The following is a 16900-nucleotide window of genomic DNA, read 5'->3' as shown; positions in this document are numbered from 1 at the left end:
ACCGACTCCGCCGGTTGGCAAGACACCGCGAATAGTCGACCCTTGTCGCCTGGGGCGTCAGTTGGTGAGCTGATCGACGAGTTCTGCGGCGCTGTCGACCGACTCGAGCAATGCACCGACATGCGATTTGGTGCCTCGGAGTGGCTCGAGGGTCGGAATGCGAACGAGGGAGTCACCGCCGAGATCGAAGATGACCGAGTCCCAGCTCGCAGCAGCGATGTCGGCCCCGAACTTGCGTAGACACTCGCCGCGGAAGTAGGCCCTCGTATCCTCCGGCGGCGTGCCGACGGCATCGAGCACCTGCTGCTCGGTGACCAATCGATCCATCGACCCTCGGGCAACCAGCCGGTTGTACAGGCCTTTGTCCAGGCGAACATCGGAGTACTGCAGGTCCACCAGATGCAGCCTCGGCGCCGACCAGCCGAGCCCCTCCCGCTGGCGGAAACCCTCGAGCAGCCGCAGTTTCGCAGGCCAGTCCAACAGATGCGCGCATTCCATCGGATCGCGTTCGAGGAGGTCGAGGACCATCGCCCACTTGTCGAGCACGTCCAGTGCTCGCGCATCGTCACTGCCCTCGGCAGCGACGAACTTCGCAACGCGCTGGTGGTAGATCCGCTGCAGCGCAAGCCCGGTCAGTTCGCGGCCGTCCGCCAGAGCGACGGCCTTGCGCAGCGTCGGATCGTGGCTGATCTGATGAACAGCGGTCACCGGCCTGGCCAGCTGCAGATCGGACAGGTCGACCCCGGCCTCGATGATGTCGAGTACGAGCGCTGTGGTGCCCACCTTCAGATAGGTGGACATCTCGGCGAGATTGGCGTCGCCGATGATGCAATGCAGGCGGCGATACTTGTCGGCGTCCGCGTGCGGTTCGTCGCGCGTGTTGATGATGCCGCGTTTGAGGGTGGTCTCGAGCCCCACCTCCACCTCGATGTAATCCGCCCGCTGCGAGAGCTGGAAGCCGGCCTCGTCGCCCGACTGGCCGATTCCGACGCGTCCCGAACCGGTGATGACCTGCCTGGAGGCGAAGAACGGCGACAGACCGGCGATGACCGCCGAGAACGGCGTCTCGCGCGACATCAAGTAGTTCTCGTGCGTGCCGTACGACGCGCCTTTGCCGTCGACGTTGTTCTTGTACAGCTGCAGGCGTGGCGCCCCCGGGACGCTCGACGCGTGCCGTGCAGCCGCTTCCATCACGCGCTCGCCTGCTTTGTCCCAGATGACTGCGTCCAGGGGATCACGGACCTCCGGAGCCGAGTACTCGGGGTGAGCGTGGTCGACGTAGAGGCGGGCCCCGTTGGTGAGAATCATGTTGGCCGCACCGATTTCGTCGGCGTCGATGACCGGAGCCGGGCCGCTGAAGCGCCCGAGGTCGAAGCCGCGGGCGTCGCGTAGCGGAGATTCGACCTCGTAGTCCCAGCGCGTGCGCTTGGCCCGCGGCACCCCTGCTGCTGCCGCGTAGGCCAACACTGCCTGGGTCGACGTCAGGATCGGGTTTGCGGTGGGTTCGGTAGGCGACGAAATTCCGTACTCGACCTCGATACCGATGATGCGCTGCATCAGTCGAGCCTAGACGGAGTGCACAGACGAATCGGGGCGCGCCCTGTGCGGACGCGCCCCGAAACAGGTCTGTGCGGGATCTACAGGTACTGGCCGGTGTTGGCCTCGGTGTCGATTGCCCGGCTTGCGCTGGCGTTCTTGCCGGTGACCAGCGTGCGGATGTAGACGATCCGCTCGCCCTTCTTGCCGGAGATTCGAGCCCAGTCGTCCGGGTTCGTGGTGTTCGGCAGATCCTCGTTCTCCGCGAACTCGTCGACGATGGAGTCGAACAGGTGTTGAATGCGCAGACCGGCATTGCCGGTTTCGAGTACCGACTTGATGGCGTACTTCTTCGCTCGGTCGACGATGTTCTGGATCATGGCACCGGAGTTGAAATCCTTGAAGTACAGAACTTCCTTGTCTCCGTTGGCATATGTCACCTCGAGGAAGCGGTTGTCGTCGCTCTCCGCGTACATGCGCTCGACGACGCGGTCGATCATCCCTCGGATGCAGGCAGCACGGTCGCCGCCGAACTCCGCCACATCGTCGGCATTGACCGGAAGCGAGTCGGTCAGGTACTTGGAGAAGATGTCCTGAGCCGATTCGGCGTCGGGTCGCTCGATCTTGATCTTCACGTCCAAGCGACCGGGCCGCAGGATCGCGGGATCGATCATGTCCTCACGGTTGGAGGCACCGATCACGATGACGTTCTCGAGGCCCTCCACGCCGTCGATCTCGGCGAGTAGCTGCGGCACGACCGTCGTCTCGACGTCGGACGAGACGCCCGAACCACGGGTACGGAAGATCGAGTCCATCTCGTCGAAGAACACGATGACCGGGGTGCCCTCGGACGCCTTCTCCCGGGCGCGCTGGAAGATCATGCGAATGTGACGCTCGGTCTCGCCGACGAACTTGTTGAGCAGTTCGGGGCCCTTGATGTTGAGGAAGAACGACTTCGCTTCCTTGGCGTCCTGTCCGCGGGCCTCGGCGATCTTCTTGGCCAACGAATTGGCAACCGCCTTGGCAATCAACGTCTTTCCGCAGCCGGGAGGTCCGTAGAGCAGAACACCCTTCGGTGGCCGCAGAGAGTACTCGCGGAACAGATCCTTGTGCAGGAACGGAAGTTCGACGGCGTCACGAATCTGCTCGATCTGTCGACCGAGACCGCCGATGTCCCCGTATCCGACGTCCGGGACCTCTTCGAGAACGAGATCCTCCACCTCGGCCTTGGGGACTCGCTCGAAGGCGTAGCCGGCCTTGGTGTCGACGAGCAGCGAGTCACCGGGTCGCAGTTTGCGCGACGGTTCGTCCGGATCGATGGGGCCCTCGTCGTTGACCATGTCGATCAACGGCTTGGCCAACCAGACGACGCGCTCCTCGTCGGCGTGACCGACGACGAGTGCTCGCGATCCGTCGCCCAGAAGCTCGCGCAGAGTGCTGATCTCGCCGACCTGATCGAAGGTGCAGGCCTCGACGATGGTCAGCGCCTCGTTCAGGCGCACCGTCTGTCCCGGTGCCAACGAATCGGCCTCGATGTTGGGCGAGCACGTCAGGCGCATCTTGCGGCCGGAGGTGAACACATCGACGGTGCCGTCGTCGAAGACGCTCAGCAGAACGCCGTAGCCGCTCGGTGGCTGGCCGAGGCGGTCGACTTCCTCGCGGAGTGCGATGAGCTGCTGCCTGGCCTCCTTGAGGGTGTCCATCAACTTCGCATTGCGCAGCGACAGTGAGTCCACGCGACCTTCGAGTTCGCGTACCTGCTCGGGGGACTCCCCCAGTTGACGACGCAGTGAAGCAGCTTCGGCTCGCACGGCGTCCAGTTCGGCTCTGGCCGCGGCCACATCCGGATTGTCTGTTGAGCTCATGAGCGACTCCTCCCAGTGACGATCTTTCAACGCTACCGGCACCGGCCCGAAAGTGCGGACCGACACCACGAACGCTGTCCGCAACCGCCCGATTCGATGGCCCCGAAGACCCCTCGAGTTCATGTTAGCCTCACCTGACAAACCGATTGGCGGACGATGGATTCAGGGGCTGCACCAGTGAAGATGCGCATTTTTTCGGTAGGTCTCGCACTCGCGGCAGCGGCGGTGTCGGTAGCCGGGTGCAGCTCGGGCAACGAATCCGATCACAATTCGACGTCGGCCGCCGAGAGCAGCGACCCGGCAACCGATGCGCCTGCCGTCGCAGTACCGACATCCGGTGAACTCGAAGCATCTCTGCTGCAACTGGTTGCCCCCGACGTCGACGCGGCGACGAAGGCCGGCAGCGTGGAGAACGGGCAGGCGCGCTTGACGAACCTCGAAACGATGACAGGGGCCCTGGCGAACTACGGCGCGATCACTTTCGAGGTCGGCGAACCGACTGTCGAGGGCGAGACGTCCACCGCGGACGTCGCGATCGCCACTCCTCGGGGGACGGCAGCTCCGTCTCCGCAGACCTGGGTACTGATGGACGGCGACTGGAAGCTCTCCGATGCGAGCACCTGCCAGATTCTGGCCATGGGACAGGCTCCCTGCGCCTAGGCCGAGAGGTCAGGAACTTCCGGCGACGCCGCTGATCGTCAGCCCTTGCCGGATCGACGCTGCGGCTTGGGCGTCACGGTGCCCTCGGCGAGGCGTCGAACACTGACGAGGAACGCCGTGTGTCCTTGCATACGATGCTCGGGCCGAACTGCCAGTCCGACGACGTGCCACCCACGGACCATCGACTCCCACGAACGGGGTTCGGTCCAGCACTCCTGTGCGCGTAGGGCTTCGACGACCTTGGACAGCTGCGTCACGGTAGCGACGTAGACCAGCAGAACGCCGCCGGGAACGAGAGCCTTCGATACCGCGGGCAATGCATCCCAGGGCGCGAGCATGTCGAGTACGACCCGATCGACCTGCTCACCGGGACGATCGACACCGAACTGGTCCACGTCGGCCACCGTCAGGTGCCAGTTGGACGGCCGCTCTCCGAAGAACGTCTCGACGTTCTTGATCGCGTAGTCGGCATGGTCCTGGCGGATCTCGTAGGAGATGACCGTTCCTGCGGTACCGACGGCACGCAGCAGCGAACACGTCAGAGCGCCCGATCCGGCACCGGCCTCCAGTACGCGCGCTCCGGGGAACATGTCGCCCTCGTGCACGATCTGCGCTGCGTCCTTGGGGTAGATGACCTGCGCGCCACGCGGCATCGACAGCACGTAGTCGGTCAGCAGCGGCCGAAGCGCGAGGTAGGGGGTCCCGTTGACGGACGTGACGACGCTGCCCTCGTCGGCACCGAGCAGTTTGTCGTGGGTGATTCCGCCCCGATGGGTGTGGAACTCCTTGCCCGCCTCGAGCACCACCGTGTAGTGACGGCCTTTCCCGTCGGTGAGCTGGACTCGATCACCCACGCGGAACGGTCCGCTCCGGGCGGGGCCGGTCGGTACCGGCTCGATCGGTACGTCGTCGTCGGTCGTCAGAGCGTCGCCGAGTTCGATCTCGTCGACGGACGCGGTGACCACTTCGTCCGCGCTCGGAACCGGGGCATCGACGATCACGTCGACCTCGGACCCGTCGGTCGACGCGGACGCGGAATCACCGGAGGACGGATCACCGGAAGACACAGCGGAACCTGCTTTCGTTGCTCTGCTGGGCAGCCGACCTGCTCGGTCCGGACACCCAGTACGACTCGACGTGCCAGACTACGGCCTTGACCGACGATGTCGGACCAACGGCATAGTCTCGCAGTCGTGAGTACTTCCGTCTCGACGCCCATCGACTTGCCGCTACTCGATCTCGGCGACAGTGCGCAGACGCCGCCGTCGATGTCCGGCTCCCGCAGCACACCGGCGTTGTCGCCCTCGCGCGCAGGTGATTTCAAGCAGTGCCCACTGCTCTACCGCTTTCGTGCCGTGGACCGAATTCCCGAGGTTTCCACCGAGGCACAGGTGAAAGGAACTGTGGTGCACGCCGCACTCGAGGCCCTGTACGCGTTGCCTGCCCAGGAACGAGTGCCGGCAACTGCGCGGGGCCTGGTCGATCCTGCGTGGGAGCGGGTGGTCGCAGAGTCACCCGACATCGAATCGTTGGTTCCGGTCGACGAACGACCGGCGTTTCTCGATCGGGCCCGTGCGCTCGTCGCCGGATACTACGAACTCGAGGACCCGACTCATTTCGACCCCGAGTCCTGCGAGCAGCGGGTGGAGATCGATCTGGACGACGGGACACCGCTGCGCGGCTTCATCGACCGGATCGACGTCGCACCCAATGGGATGATCCGCGTCGTCGACTACAAGACCGGCCGGGCACCACGTGAGTTCACCGAATCCAAGGCCCTGTTCCAGATGAAGTTCTATGCCCTGATGGTCATGCGCATGCGCGGAGTTGTTCCTGCGCAACTGAAGTTGATGTATCTGGCGGACAAGCAGGAGCTGACCTACGCCCCCGACGAAGGAGAATTGCGCAGGTTCGAGCGCATGCTCTCGGCCATCTGGAAAGCGATTCTGGCTGCAGGCGAGACCGGCGACTTCCGCGCCAAACGGGGTGCGCTGTGCAAGTGGTGCGATCATCAGGCGCTGTGTCCGGAGTTCGGCGGCACTCCCCCGCCGTATCCGGGTTGGCCCCGGGCCGCTGCCGAACAGACGGGAGCCGAGCTGTGACGGTTCCGAACGCCTTCTTCGTACCGGCCGGTGTCGGTGACGAGGGCTACGAAAGAGTCACCGCTACCGAGCACACCGTCAGCCTGTGGGCACCGACGATGCAGCACGGAGCTCCGCCGTCGGCCCTGCTGGTCCGTGCTCTCGAGCGAGTCGACGCCAGGGAGGACACCCGCATCAGCCGCGTGGCGGTCGATATTCTCGGCCCGGTTCCGGTCGGAGACATCGAGATTCGGTCCTGGACGGAGCGCCCCGGTGCCAACATCGAACTGGTCGTCGCAGAGCTCTGGGCGGAAGGAACGTCGGGAACGGCGAGGGCGGTGGCCCGCGGCAGCGCATGGCGTATGCGCACCACGCCGACCGACGACGTCGTACACACCGGCGAACCGACGATGCGACCGGTGAGCGAGGGTATCGACAACACGTTCGGCGAACTCTGGGCATCCGGCTATCTCGATGCGGTCGCCTTCAAGTTTCTCACGGAGTTGGGCGTGCCGGGGCCCGGCCAGGTATGGGCCAAGCCCACACCCGTTCTGGTGCAGGGGGAATCGATGACTCCGCTGGAGCGACTGTTCTCGGTTGCCGATATCGCGAACGGAGTCGGTGCCAAGCTTCCGATCGACGAATGGACGTTCCTGAACACCGACCTGACGGTGCACGTGTTCCGCGTGCCGCAGGGCGATTGGATCGGGGTCTCCGCCGAGACCTCCACCGGGCCGGACGGTATCGCCATGTGTGCGGGCACACTCAGCGACGAACTCGGACCGGTCGGGCGTATCGCTCAGACGGTGTTGGTTCGGCGTCGCAGCTGACGGTCCCGTCCGATCGAGACGTCTACGCTGCGACGACGGTGACCTCGGATCTAGAACGCCCGGCAGGACCTGATGTCGGAGGCGAGGATCGCCTTGGCACCCAGCTCGGCGAGCTGATCCATGACGTTGTTGTGCACCTTACGAGAAACCATGGCGCGCACGGCAACCCAATTGTCGTCGACCATCGGCGCGAGGGTCGGCGATTCGATTCCGGGGGTGATCTTCACGGCATCGTCGAGGATCGACTTGGGGCAGTCGTAGTCGAGCATCAGGTACTGCTGCGCGAAAACCACGCCCTGTACGCGGGCGATGAGTTGCTTGCGTGCCGAGTCGGTGCCCGGAGTTCCTGCTCGTTCGATCAACACACCCTCCGAATCGCAGAGCGATTCGCCGAAGGCCACCAGGTTGTTCTGACGCAGCGAGCGTCCCGACTCGACGACGTCCGCGATCGCGTCGGCGACCCCGAGCTGGATGGAAATCTCGACCGCACCGTCGAGGCGAATGACTGTTGCCTCCAGCCCTCTGGCGGCCAGATCCTTACGCACCAGGTTGGGGTAGGACGTCGCGATGCGGAGTCCGCCCAGGTCCTCGGGTGCCCATTCCTTGCCCGCTGGTGCGGCGTAGCGGAAGGTGGACCGGCCGAATCCGAGGGCCAGCCGTTCCTCGACCGCGGCACCCGAATCGAGAGCCAGATCGCGTCCGGTGATGCCCAGATCCAACTGGCCGGATCCGACGTAGATCGCGATGTCCTTGGGGCGCAGGAAGAAGAACTCGACGCCGTTGGCCGGATCGAGAACCGTCAGGTCCTTCGAGTCGCTTCGGCGTCGATAGCCGGCTTCGCTGAGAATCTCGGCGGCGGACTCGGACAGAGCGCCCTTGTTGGGTACGGCTACGCGCAGCATGGAGTTTTCCTTCATCGGTGAGTTCGTAGGAGGGGTGCAGGCCTTGCCTCACAGATGTTTGTAGACGTCCTCGAGCTCGATGCCTCTGCCCACCATCATCACCTGGACCCAGTACAGCAGCTGCGAGATCTCTTCGGCGAGAGCCTCGTCGCTTTCGTGCTCGGCGGCGATCCACACTTCACCGGCTTCTTCGAGGACCTTCTTGCCCTGGAAATGAACTCCCGCGTCCAACGCTGCGACGGTGCCCGAACCCTCTGGGCGGGTCTTCGAGCGGTCGGTGAGCTCGGCGAACAGCGAATCGAAAGTCTTCACGGCTGATTATTCTTTCACGTCGTCGCTCAGGGGTACCAATTCGGTCGAAGTCGGGATGGATCAGCCCGCCCAGGCTCGCCGAACGTCGTCGGCGGTCAGGCCGAGCAGGCCGTCGCGAATGGTGTATCCGGGAGCGTCGGCCACCGCGATCTCGGACGGAACCACCAGCACAGGACACCCCGCGGTGTGGGCAGACAACGAGCCGGTGGGCGAATCCTCGACGGCAAGGCAGGACGCGGCACCCAGACCGAGCAGAGCAGCACCGCGCAGGTACGGTGCCGGGTGCGGTTTGCCTGCCTCGACCTCGTCGCCGGTGACCGTGACGTCGAAGTACTCGCGCCCCAGGGTGTCGAGCGCTCGCTCGACCAGGCCCCGCTCGGTGTTGGTGACCAGCCCCGTGGACAGACCCATCTCGCGCACGAGCGCAAGGGCATCCTTGGCACCGGGTCGCCACGGAATCCCCTCCGCGAACAGATCTCCGACGCGGGCGGTCAGCCATTCGCGACCCCGAGCCAGGTTCTCGTCGGTGGCCTCGATCGAGGCATTGGCCAGCACCTTGCGCAACGCGTCGCGCATCGAGTTGCCGAGAGTGGTCTCGCGGACCTCCGCACTCAACTCGGTACCCAGATCTCGGGAGTACTCACCGATGGCCACGTCCCAGATCTTCTCCGAGTCGAGCAGGGTGCCGTCCATGTCCCACAGGACGCCGTGCAGGTGGGTTCTAGACATTGAAGTACTTGGCCTCCGGGTGATGAAGGACGAACGCATCGGTCGACTGTTCGGGGTGTAGCTGCAGTTCCTCGGAGAGCTTGACGCCGATTCGCTCGGGTTCGAGAAGCGCGGCGAGCTTGATGCGATCCTCGAGATCGGGGCAGGCACCGTAGCCGAACGAGTAACGCGCGCCGCGGTATTCGAGCTTGAAGAAGCCCTCGGCCTCGGTGGGGTCCTCCGAAGCAACGGAATTGCCGTCGGACAGCTTCAGCTCCTCGCGCACCCGGCGATGCCAGTACTCGGCCAAGGCCTCGGTGAGCTGAACGCCGATGCCATGGACCTCGAGGTAGTCGCGGTACGCGTCGGCCGCGAACAGTTCGTTGGCGAAGTCTGCGATGGGCTGGCCCATCGTGACCAGGTTCATCGGCAGTACGTCGACCTGACCGGATTCCCGTGCGGCGGTGCGCGAGCGCACGAAGTCTGCAACACAGAGGAATCGATCACGGTGCTGCCGTGGGAACGTGAATCGGAACCGTTCGGGCGCATCGGGTTCCGGTTCGGTGAGCACCACGACGTCGTCGCCCTCGGACACTGCCGGGAAGTACCCGTACACCAGTGCCGCGTGCGCCAGAATGCCGTCGGTGCTCAGCCGATCCAGCCAATAACGCAGGCGCGGTTTGCCTTCCGACTCCACCAGATCCTCGTACGTGGCGCCCTCGCCCTTGCGCGCACCACGCAGACCCCACTGACCCAGGAACAGAGCGCGCTCGTCGAGCAGCTCCGAGTACTCCGACAGCGACACGCCCTTGACGATGCGCGTGCCCCAGAACGGTGGCACCGGGATGTCGATGTCGGCAGCGACATCGGATCGCTCGGGCACGACCACCGGAGCCTCGGCCGCCTTGCGCTTCTCGGCGATGCGCTTGGACCGCTCGTGCCGTTCCTTGCGCTCGGCCGTCTTCGCCTTCGCGGCGAGCGCCTCGGGGCTGTCCGGAGCCGGACCGCCGCCGCGCTTGGTGGTCATGATGGTGTCCATCAACCGAAGGCCCTCGAAAGCGTCACGCGCATAGTGCACGTCACCCTCGTAGACGTCCTGCAGATCGTTCTCGACATACGACCGCGTCAGCGCCGCTCCGCCCAGCAGCACCGGGAATTGCTCGGCGACGCCCTTGGAGTTGAGCTCGATCAGATTGTCCTTCATGACCACGGTGGACTTCACCAGCAGTCCCGACATGCCGATCACATCGGCGCGCTTGTCGATGGCAGCTTCCAGAATCGTCGAAATCGGTTGCTTGATACCGAGATTGACGACCTCGTAGCCGTTGTTGCTCAGGATGATGTCGACGAGGTTCTTGCCGATGTCGTGGACGTCGCCCTTCACGGTGCCGAGCACGATGCGGCCCTTGCCGTCGTCGTCGGTCGCTTCCATGTGCGGCTCGAGGTACGCCACAGCCGCTTTCATCACCTCGGCGGAGGCGAGCACGAACGGCAGCTGCATCTGACCGGAGCCGAACAGCTCGCCCACGGTCTTCATCCCCGAGAGCAGAGTTTCGTTGATGATCTCCAGCGGTGGCTTCTCGGTCATCGCTGAATCGAGATCGGCGTCGAGTCCGTTGCGTTCACCGTCGACGATGCGGCGTTCGAGTCGCTCGAACAGTGGCAGGCGGCCGAGTTCCTCGGCGCGGGATTCGCGCGCCGACGCCGCGGATACTCCCTCGAAGAGCTGCATGAGCTTCTGCAGCGGGTCGTAGCCCTCGCTGCGGCGGTCGTACACCAGATCGAGGGCAGTCTCGCGCTGCTCGTCGGGAATCTTGTTCATCGGCAGGATCTTCGACGCATGCACGATGGCGGTGTCGAGACCGGCCTGTGTGCACTCGTGCAGGAACACCGAGTTCAGTACTTGGCGTGCAGCGGGATTGAGGCCGAACGAGATGTTCGACAGTCCGAGGGTGGTGTGCACCTTCGGGTACTTCTCCTTGAGCTGACGGATCGCCTCGATGGTCTCGATACCGTCGCGGCGCACCTCTTCCTGGCCCGTCGAGATCGGGAACGTGAGGGTGTCGACGATGATGTCCTCGTGGCGCAGGCCCCAGTTCTCGGTGATGTCGGTGATCAACCGATCGGCGACTCGTACCTTCCACTCGGCCGTACGTGCCTGCCCCTCTTCGTCGATGGTCAGAGCGACGACAGCGGCGCCGTGCTCCTTGACCAGTCGCATGATCTTCTGGAACCGCGAATCGGGCCCGTCGCCGTCCTCGTAGTTGACCGAGTTCACCGCGCTGCGCCCACCGAGGTGCTCCAAACCGGCTTCGAGAACAGCAGGTTCGGTGGAGTCGAGCATGATCGGCAGGGTCGACGCCGTCGCCAGGCGGCTGGCCAACGCGGCCATGTCGGCGGCACCGTCGCGGCCTACGTAATCGACGTTGAGGTCGAGCATGTGGGCACCGTCGCGCGTCTGATCCTTGGCGATGTCGAGGCACTTCTCGTAGTCCTCGGCGAGCATCGCGTCGCGGAATGCCTTGGATCCGTTGGAGTTGGTTCGCTCGCCGATCATCAGGATGCTGGCATCCTGCTCGAACGGAACGGCGGTGTAGAGCGAGGAGACACCCGGCTCGGGGGCAGGCCGACGTTCGAGTTTCGTGGCCCCGTGGACCATGTCGGCAACCTGGCGGATGTGGTCGGGTGTGGTGCCGCAGCAACCGCCGACGAGCGCCAAACCGTACTCGTTGACGAAGCCGCTCAGGGCCTCGGCCAGTTCGGGGGCGGTCAGGGGGTACTCGGCACCCTTGGCACCGAGGGTGGGTAGTCCGGCATTCGGCATCACCGAGACCGGGAGACGCGAATGCTTCGACAGATGGCGCAGGTGCTCGCTCATCTCGGCCGGGCCGGTCGCGCAGTTGAGCCCGATCATGTCGATACCGAGGGGTTCGAGGGCCGTCAGCGCGGCACCGATCTCGCTGCCGACAAGCATCGCGCCCGTCGTCTCGACGGTGACGTGGGTGATGATCGGGATGCGAACCCCGAGCTTGTCCATCGCATGCTGGCTACCGATGATGGCTGCCTTGACCTGGAGCAGATCCTGGCAGGTCTCGACCAGGATGGCGTCGGCACCGCCGTCGATCATGCCGAGGGCGGCCTCGGTGTATGCGTCGCGCAGCCGGGCGAACGGGGCATGTCCGAGAGTGGGGAGCTTGGTGCCAGGGCCCATCGAGCCCAGCACGTAGCGGCCCATTCCATCGCGGCCGGGGCCCATCTCGTCGGCGGTCTCACGCGCGAGCCGGGTGCCCTTCTCCGCAAGTTCACGGATGCGGTCCTCGATGTCGTAATCGGCGAGGTTGGGCAGATTGCAACCGAAGGTGTTGGTCTCGACGGCGTCGGCACCGGCCGCGAAGTACTCGCGGTGGATCTCCCGCAGGACATCCGGCCTGGTGTCGTTGAGGATTTCGTTGCAACCTTCGAGACCGATGAAGTCGTCGAGAGTCAGCTCTGCGTCCTGGAGCATCGTGCCCATCGCGCCGTCGCCGATGACAACGCGACGTGAAATCGCATCGAGCAGACTGGGCTTGTGTTCAGCGGGCATCACTACAGAGTAGTGGGCACCGAAGTTACGTCGGGTCGTAGGCTGTCGTGGTGAGTCCCCGAAACCTCGATGGCCAGTCCCCGATCGACGACGGTACCGAAAATACGGACATTTCAGGTTCTGGATCGGATGTGCCTCTCGATGCTGCATTGATCGAGGCAGTCCACGACGCTGTGGCCAACGCCACAGACCTCGACGATCTCGACGACGACATCCCCGAGTTGCGGTCCCCCATTCTGGTCGCGGCCTTCGAAGGCTGGAACGACGCAGGCGATGCGGCCAGCGGCGCGGTCGAACATCTCGAGCTGATCTGGGACGCCAGCCCACTGGCCGAATTGGACTCCGAGGACTACTACGACTACCAGGTCAACCGTCCTACTGTCCGTCAGGTGGACGGTGTCACTCGCGAGATCGAGTGGCCGTCGACTCGACTGTCGGTGTGTTCACCTCCCGGCAGCTCGCGCGACGTTGTGCTGCTGCGCGGCATCGAACCGAACATGCGCTGGCGCAGTTTCTGCGACGATCTGCTCGAATTCGTCGAACAGCTCGGCGTCGAGACCGTGGTGATCCTGGGAGCACTGTTGGCCGACACTCCGCACACCAGGCCCGTTCCGGTGACGGGCACCGCGTACAGCACCGAGTCGGCCGAACAGTTCAATCTCGAACAGACCCGCTACGAGGGGCCGACCGGAATCACCGGAGTGCTGCAGGACGAGTGCGTCAAGGCCGGGGTGCCCGCGGTCTCCTTCTGGGCTGCTGTTCCCCACTACGTCTCGCAGCCGCCCAACCCCAAGGCCACCGTGGCTCTGCTGCAGCGGGTCGAGGACGTGCTCGACATCGAGGTACCGCTCGGCGAACTGCCCGCCCAGGCCGAGGAATGGGAAGAGGCGGTGACCGAGATGACGAAGGAAGACGAGGAGATCAGTGAATACGTCCGCAGCCTCGAGGAGCGCGGCGACGCCGAGGTGGACATGTCCGATGCGATCGCCAAGATCGACGGCGACGCCATCGCGGCCGAGTTCGAGAAGTACCTGAGGCGCCGGGGTCCGGGCAACTTCGGGCTCTGACCGACCGCACACGAGGGACCGGCAGCCGGTGAGGTCTTTCTGATCCCGACGTAACGTCACCGCAGCGGTGGCGTCACCCCGACCCCGCAACCTCGTGGGTATGGCCAGCACACCGCGATTCCTGCACGGCATTTTCTCCTTCACCGGTAACGGTCTGGACAAGCCCGAGCTGATCGATCCCAGCCTGAGCTTCGTCGTCCCCGAGGGTGCGACGGCTCAGCCCCTGTACTTTCGCGGCGGAAACTCGAGCGACGAGCTGGTGGTCGTGACCCTGCTGCGCGACGGCAGCCCGATGCGCATGTTCCCGATGGGTGCCAAGAGCGGAGTGAACATCCCGCTGCGGGTGGTCGAGGACGTGGATCCGGACACGGTGCTCGAACTGGTGATCGCCGCCCCTGCCGGTACCAGCGGAGAGGTCGTCGTCGATTTCGGTCTGGTGCTGATCTGATGACCGCGAGCAAGCAGAGACTGCTGGTGGTCGGCAACGGGATGGCCGGTGCCAGAACGGTCGAGCAGATCCTCGAGCGCGACGGCAGTTCGCTGTTCGAGATCACCATGATCGGCGACGAGCCGTACGGCAACTACAACCGAATCATGCTCTCGCACGTGTTGTCCGGCGAGGCCACCGTCGACGACGAGGATCTGATCCTCAATCCGATGAGCTGGTACAGCGAGAACGCAGTCACACTGCACGCCGGGGACCGCGCGATCTCCCTCGACCGGTTCTCCAAGTCCGTCATCTGCGAGAGCGGTCGGTCCGTCGACTACGACGTGCTGATCATCGCCACCGGCAGCAACACGTTCTTCCCGAACATGGACGGTCTGCGCGAGTCCGACGGCAGGCTGGCACGCGGTGTGTTCGGCTTCCGCACCATCGCCGACACCAATGGGATGCTGCAGATGGCGCAGTCGCGTGACGACGTCTCGGCCGTCGTCATCGGTGGCGGTCTCCTCGGACTCGAAGCCGCGTACGGCTTGCGCACGCAGGGCCTGGAGGTGAATGTGGTGCACTCCCCCGGTCATCTGATGAATCAACAGCTCGACGAGCGCGGCGGACGCGTGCTGCGCAACAAGATCGAGTCACTCGGCGTCGGCGTGCACACCTCCAAGCGAACCACCTCGGTGTTGCGCTCCGAGGACGGCGTCGTCACGGGCGTGGGGTTCAACGACGGCACCTCGCTCGCCGCAGACATGGTCGTGGTCACCGCGGGCATTCGCCCCAGTGTGGACTTCGCCCGCGCGGGCGGGCTGGTGATCGAACGCGGAATCGTGGTCGACGACCAATTGCGTTGCGAGGACGAGGGTTCGATCTATGCCGTCGGTGAATGCTGCCAGCATCGCGGCGAGGTCTACGGCCTGGTCGCACCGCTGTGGGAGCAGGCCGTCGTGTTGGCCGACGTGCTCACCGGAGCCGATCCCACTGCGGCGTACCACGGTTCGCGCCTGACCACCAAGCTCAAAGTGGCCGGTGTGGACGTCGCCTCGATGGGAATCACCGCCCCCGAACGCGACGACGACGAGTTCGTCCAGTTCTACGAGCCGCGCAGTGGCACGTACAAGTCGGTGATCGTGCGGGGCAACAAACTGGTCGGTGCCACGTTGTTGGGCGACATCTCCAAGGCTAATTTCCTGACTCAGGCATTCGACGAGAAAGTGCCGTTGCCCGACGAGCGCATCAGCATGCTCTTCGACATGGGAACTCCCTCTGCGGCAACGGGAGCCGCCGAGCTGGCCGACGACGTTCAGGTGTGCAACTGCAACGGCGTCACCAAGGGCGCCATCGTGGCCTGCGTGCACGCGGGCGCGAAGAACCTCGGCGACGTGACCGCGAAGACCCGCGCGGGCAAGGGGTGCGGCTCGTGCAAGGGGTTGGTCAAGGACATCATCGCGTGCGCAGCGGGCGGTGCCGTCGAAGCAGACCCCACCGCCGACTGGTACGTCCCCTGCATCCCCATGACCAAGCCGGAATTGATCGACGCCATTCGAGCGCAGGATCTTCGGGCCGTGTCTGCGGTGTTCGCGGCGCTGGCGACCGCCGGAGCCGAGGATGCCGCCGCCAAGATGCCGTTGGCGTCACTGCTGCGCACGGTGTGGGGCCCGGACTGGGTGGACGAGCGCGGCGCGCTGTTCATCAACGACCGGGTCCACGCCAACATCCAGCGCGACGGCACGTTCTCGGTGGTGCCGCAGATGAAGGGTGGCGTCACCACCCCGGATCAATTGCGCAAGATTGCCGACGTCGCAGACAAGTACCACGTTCCGCTGGTCAAGGTCACCGGCGGGCAGCGTATCGACCTTCTCGGCATCAAGAAAGAGGACCTGCCGAAGGTGTGGGGCGATCTGGACATGCCCTCGGGCTTCGCCTACGGCAAGAGCATGCGCACGGTGAAGACCTGCGTCGGCAGCGACTTCTGTCGCTTCGGCCTCGGCGACTCGACGGCCCTGGGCATCGCCCTCGAAGAGCGGTTCCAGGGCCTGGAGACTCCGGCGAAGTTGAAGCTCGCGGTCGCGGGCTGCCCACGCAACTGCTCGGAGGCACTGTGCAAGGACTTCGGCGTCGTCTCGGTGGGCGAGAACAAATGGGAGATCTACGTCGGCGGCGCGGCAGGCGCACACATCCGCAAGGGCGATCTACTGGCCACCGTGACCGGGGCCGAGGAGGTTCTGACCGTGGCAGGCAGGTTCATTCAGCACTACCGCGAGAACGCTCAGTGGCTCGAGCGAACGTACGCCTGGGTTCCGCGTGTCGGCCTGGAGGAACTGCAGAGCGTGCTGATCGATGACCGCGACGGCATCGTCGCCGGACTCGACGAGCGAGTGCAGGCATCGGTGGACGGGTACATCGACCCCTGGCAGGATCGCGCGGCGCCCAAGTCGCCCGCCCAGTTCACCCCGTCGCTGCCCCTGCTTGCGCTGCCGCAGGTGCCGGTCCGATGAGCGTGCCGGTGGGGGCCGTGGAGGACCTGACACCCGGCGAGGGACGGGCCTACGTGGTGGACGGCAAGCAGGTTGCGGTGTTCCTGCTCGGCGACGGCTCGGTGCGGGCGATGGACGCCGTGTGCCCGCACAAGGGCGGGCCCCTGGCCGACGGTCAGATCGACGGATCCATCGTCGTGTGCCCGCTGCACCAGTACACCTTCTCGCTCGACGACGGCACCTGCCCCAGCGGCATCGACTCGGTACGCACCTACCCCGCCGCAGTGGTGGACGGAAAAGTGACCGTGGACCTGTAACCGGCACGGTTGAACGACTGGCGCTCCTACACCGCCTGGTCGTTTCGCAGGCTCCACTCCTACACCGCCTGGTCGTTTCGCAGGCTCCACTCCTACCCCCTACCCTGTTCCAGTGAGCGAATC

Annotated in this window: 14 protein-coding genes; 7 read left to right on the top strand and 7 right to left on the bottom strand. The window is 65.0% G+C overall.

Going from position 1 to position 16900, the window contains the following annotated elements; all coding sequences use genetic code 11:
• Positions 1 to 57: 57 nt before the first annotated feature.
• Both dop and arc read right to left on the bottom strand, forming a co-directional pair.
• Positions 58 to 1557, bottom strand: coding sequence for a depupylase/deamidase Dop (dop, locus tag MTX34_RS12330; protein ID WP_032398070.1), 1500 nt, complete (start codon positions 1555 to 1557; stop codon positions 58 to 60).
• 80 nt (positions 1558 to 1637) lie between these two features.
• Positions 1638 to 3401, bottom strand: coding sequence for a proteasome ATPase (arc, locus tag MTX34_RS12325; protein WP_243609620.1), 1764 nt, complete (start codon positions 3399 to 3401; stop codon positions 1638 to 1640).
• 183 nt (positions 3402 to 3584) lie between these two features.
• Here arc and MTX34_RS12320 point away from each other — a divergent pair, with 183 nt between their 5' ends.
• The gene (locus MTX34_RS12320; protein ID WP_243609664.1) at positions 3585 to 4061 is read left to right on the top strand and encodes a hypothetical protein; all 477 of its coding nucleotides are present in this window, start codon (positions 3585 to 3587) and stop codon (positions 4059 to 4061) included.
• Positions 4062 to 4099: 38 nt separating this feature from the next.
• Here MTX34_RS12320 and MTX34_RS12315 read toward each other — a convergent pair whose 3' ends face one another.
• Positions 4100 to 4960 (bottom strand): tRNA (adenine-N1)-methyltransferase, encoded by an 861-nt coding sequence (locus MTX34_RS12315; protein ID WP_243593580.1) that lies wholly within the window; start codon positions 4958 to 4960, stop codon positions 4100 to 4102.
• A 369-nt stretch (positions 4961 to 5329) separates the two neighbouring features.
• Between MTX34_RS12315 and MTX34_RS12310 the strand changes: the two genes are divergently transcribed.
• Together MTX34_RS12310 and MTX34_RS12305 are read left to right on the top strand one after the other, a co-directional pair.
• Entirely contained in the window at positions 5330 to 6163 is an 834-nt protein-coding gene (locus MTX34_RS12310; protein WP_243593581.1) for a RecB family exonuclease, read from the top strand.
• Positions 6160 to 6972 carry a thioesterase family protein gene (locus tag MTX34_RS12305; RefSeq protein ID WP_243609619.1) on the top strand — a complete coding sequence of 271 codons (813 nt, stop codon included), beginning with the start codon at positions 6160 to 6162 and terminating at the stop codon, positions 6970 to 6972. Before MTX34_RS12310 ends, MTX34_RS12305 begins: the two co-directional genes overlap by 4 nt.
• Before the next feature lie 50 nt (positions 6973 to 7022).
• On the opposite strand, the gene hisG is transcribed toward MTX34_RS12305, so the two are convergent.
• Genes hisG through metH form a run of 4 tightly spaced genes read right to left on the bottom strand, consistent with a single transcriptional unit; the run spans position 7023 to position 12477 of the window.
• The gene (gene hisG / locus MTX34_RS12300; protein ID WP_243609618.1) at positions 7023 to 7874 is read right to left on the bottom strand and encodes an ATP phosphoribosyltransferase; all 852 of its coding nucleotides are present in this window, start codon (positions 7872 to 7874) and stop codon (positions 7023 to 7025) included.
• 48 nt (positions 7875 to 7922) lie between these two features.
• The gene (locus tag MTX34_RS12295; RefSeq protein ID WP_243593048.1) at positions 7923 to 8186 is read right to left on the bottom strand and encodes a phosphoribosyl-ATP diphosphatase; all 264 of its coding nucleotides are present in this window, start codon (positions 8184 to 8186) and stop codon (positions 7923 to 7925) included.
• Between the two features lie 60 nt (positions 8187 to 8246).
• A complete protein-coding gene (locus tag MTX34_RS12290) occupies positions 8247 to 8915 on the bottom strand; it encodes an HAD family phosphatase (RefSeq protein WP_243609617.1) in 669 nt (222 codons plus the stop codon).
• Positions 8908 to 12477, bottom strand: a complete 3570-nt coding sequence (gene metH / locus MTX34_RS12285; protein WP_243609616.1) for a methionine synthase — start codon at positions 12475 to 12477, stop codon at positions 8908 to 8910. Before metH ends, MTX34_RS12290 begins: the two co-directional genes overlap by 8 nt.
• A gap of 173 nt (positions 12478 to 12650) precedes the next feature.
• Here metH and MTX34_RS12280 point away from each other — a divergent pair, with 173 nt between their 5' ends.
• The 4 genes from MTX34_RS12280 to MTX34_RS12265 all read left to right on the top strand — a co-directional run bounded on the left by MTX34_RS12280 (position 12651) and on the right by MTX34_RS12265 (position 16777).
• Positions 12651 to 13544 (top strand): PAC2 family protein, encoded by an 894-nt coding sequence (locus MTX34_RS12280; protein ID WP_243593583.1) that lies wholly within the window; start codon positions 12651 to 12653, stop codon positions 13542 to 13544.
• A 100-nt stretch (positions 13545 to 13644) separates the two neighbouring features.
• Entirely contained in the window at positions 13645 to 13992 is a 348-nt protein-coding gene (locus tag MTX34_RS12275; protein WP_094629987.1) for a molybdopterin oxidoreductase, read from the top strand.
• Positions 13992 to 16481 carry a nitrite reductase large subunit NirB gene (gene nirB, locus MTX34_RS12270; RefSeq protein ID WP_243609615.1) on the top strand — a complete coding sequence of 830 codons (2490 nt, stop codon included), beginning with the start codon at positions 13992 to 13994 and terminating at the stop codon, positions 16479 to 16481. Before MTX34_RS12275 ends, nirB begins: the two co-directional genes overlap by 1 nt.
• Positions 16478 to 16777 (top strand): Rieske 2Fe-2S domain-containing protein, encoded by a 300-nt coding sequence (locus MTX34_RS12265; protein ID WP_243593052.1) that lies wholly within the window; start codon positions 16478 to 16480, stop codon positions 16775 to 16777. The genes nirB and MTX34_RS12265 overlap by 4 nt, the downstream gene beginning before the upstream one ends.
• The last annotated feature ends 123 nt before the right edge of the window (positions 16778 to 16900 follow it).

The sequence above is a fragment of the Rhodococcus sp. ARC_M5 genome (genome assembly GCF_022810405.1).
In the GTDB taxonomy this organism is placed as follows: domain Bacteria; phylum Actinomycetota; class Actinomycetes; order Mycobacteriales; family Mycobacteriaceae; genus Rhodococcoides; species Rhodococcoides navarretei.
This window is presented reverse-complemented; position numbering and strand designations above follow the sequence as displayed.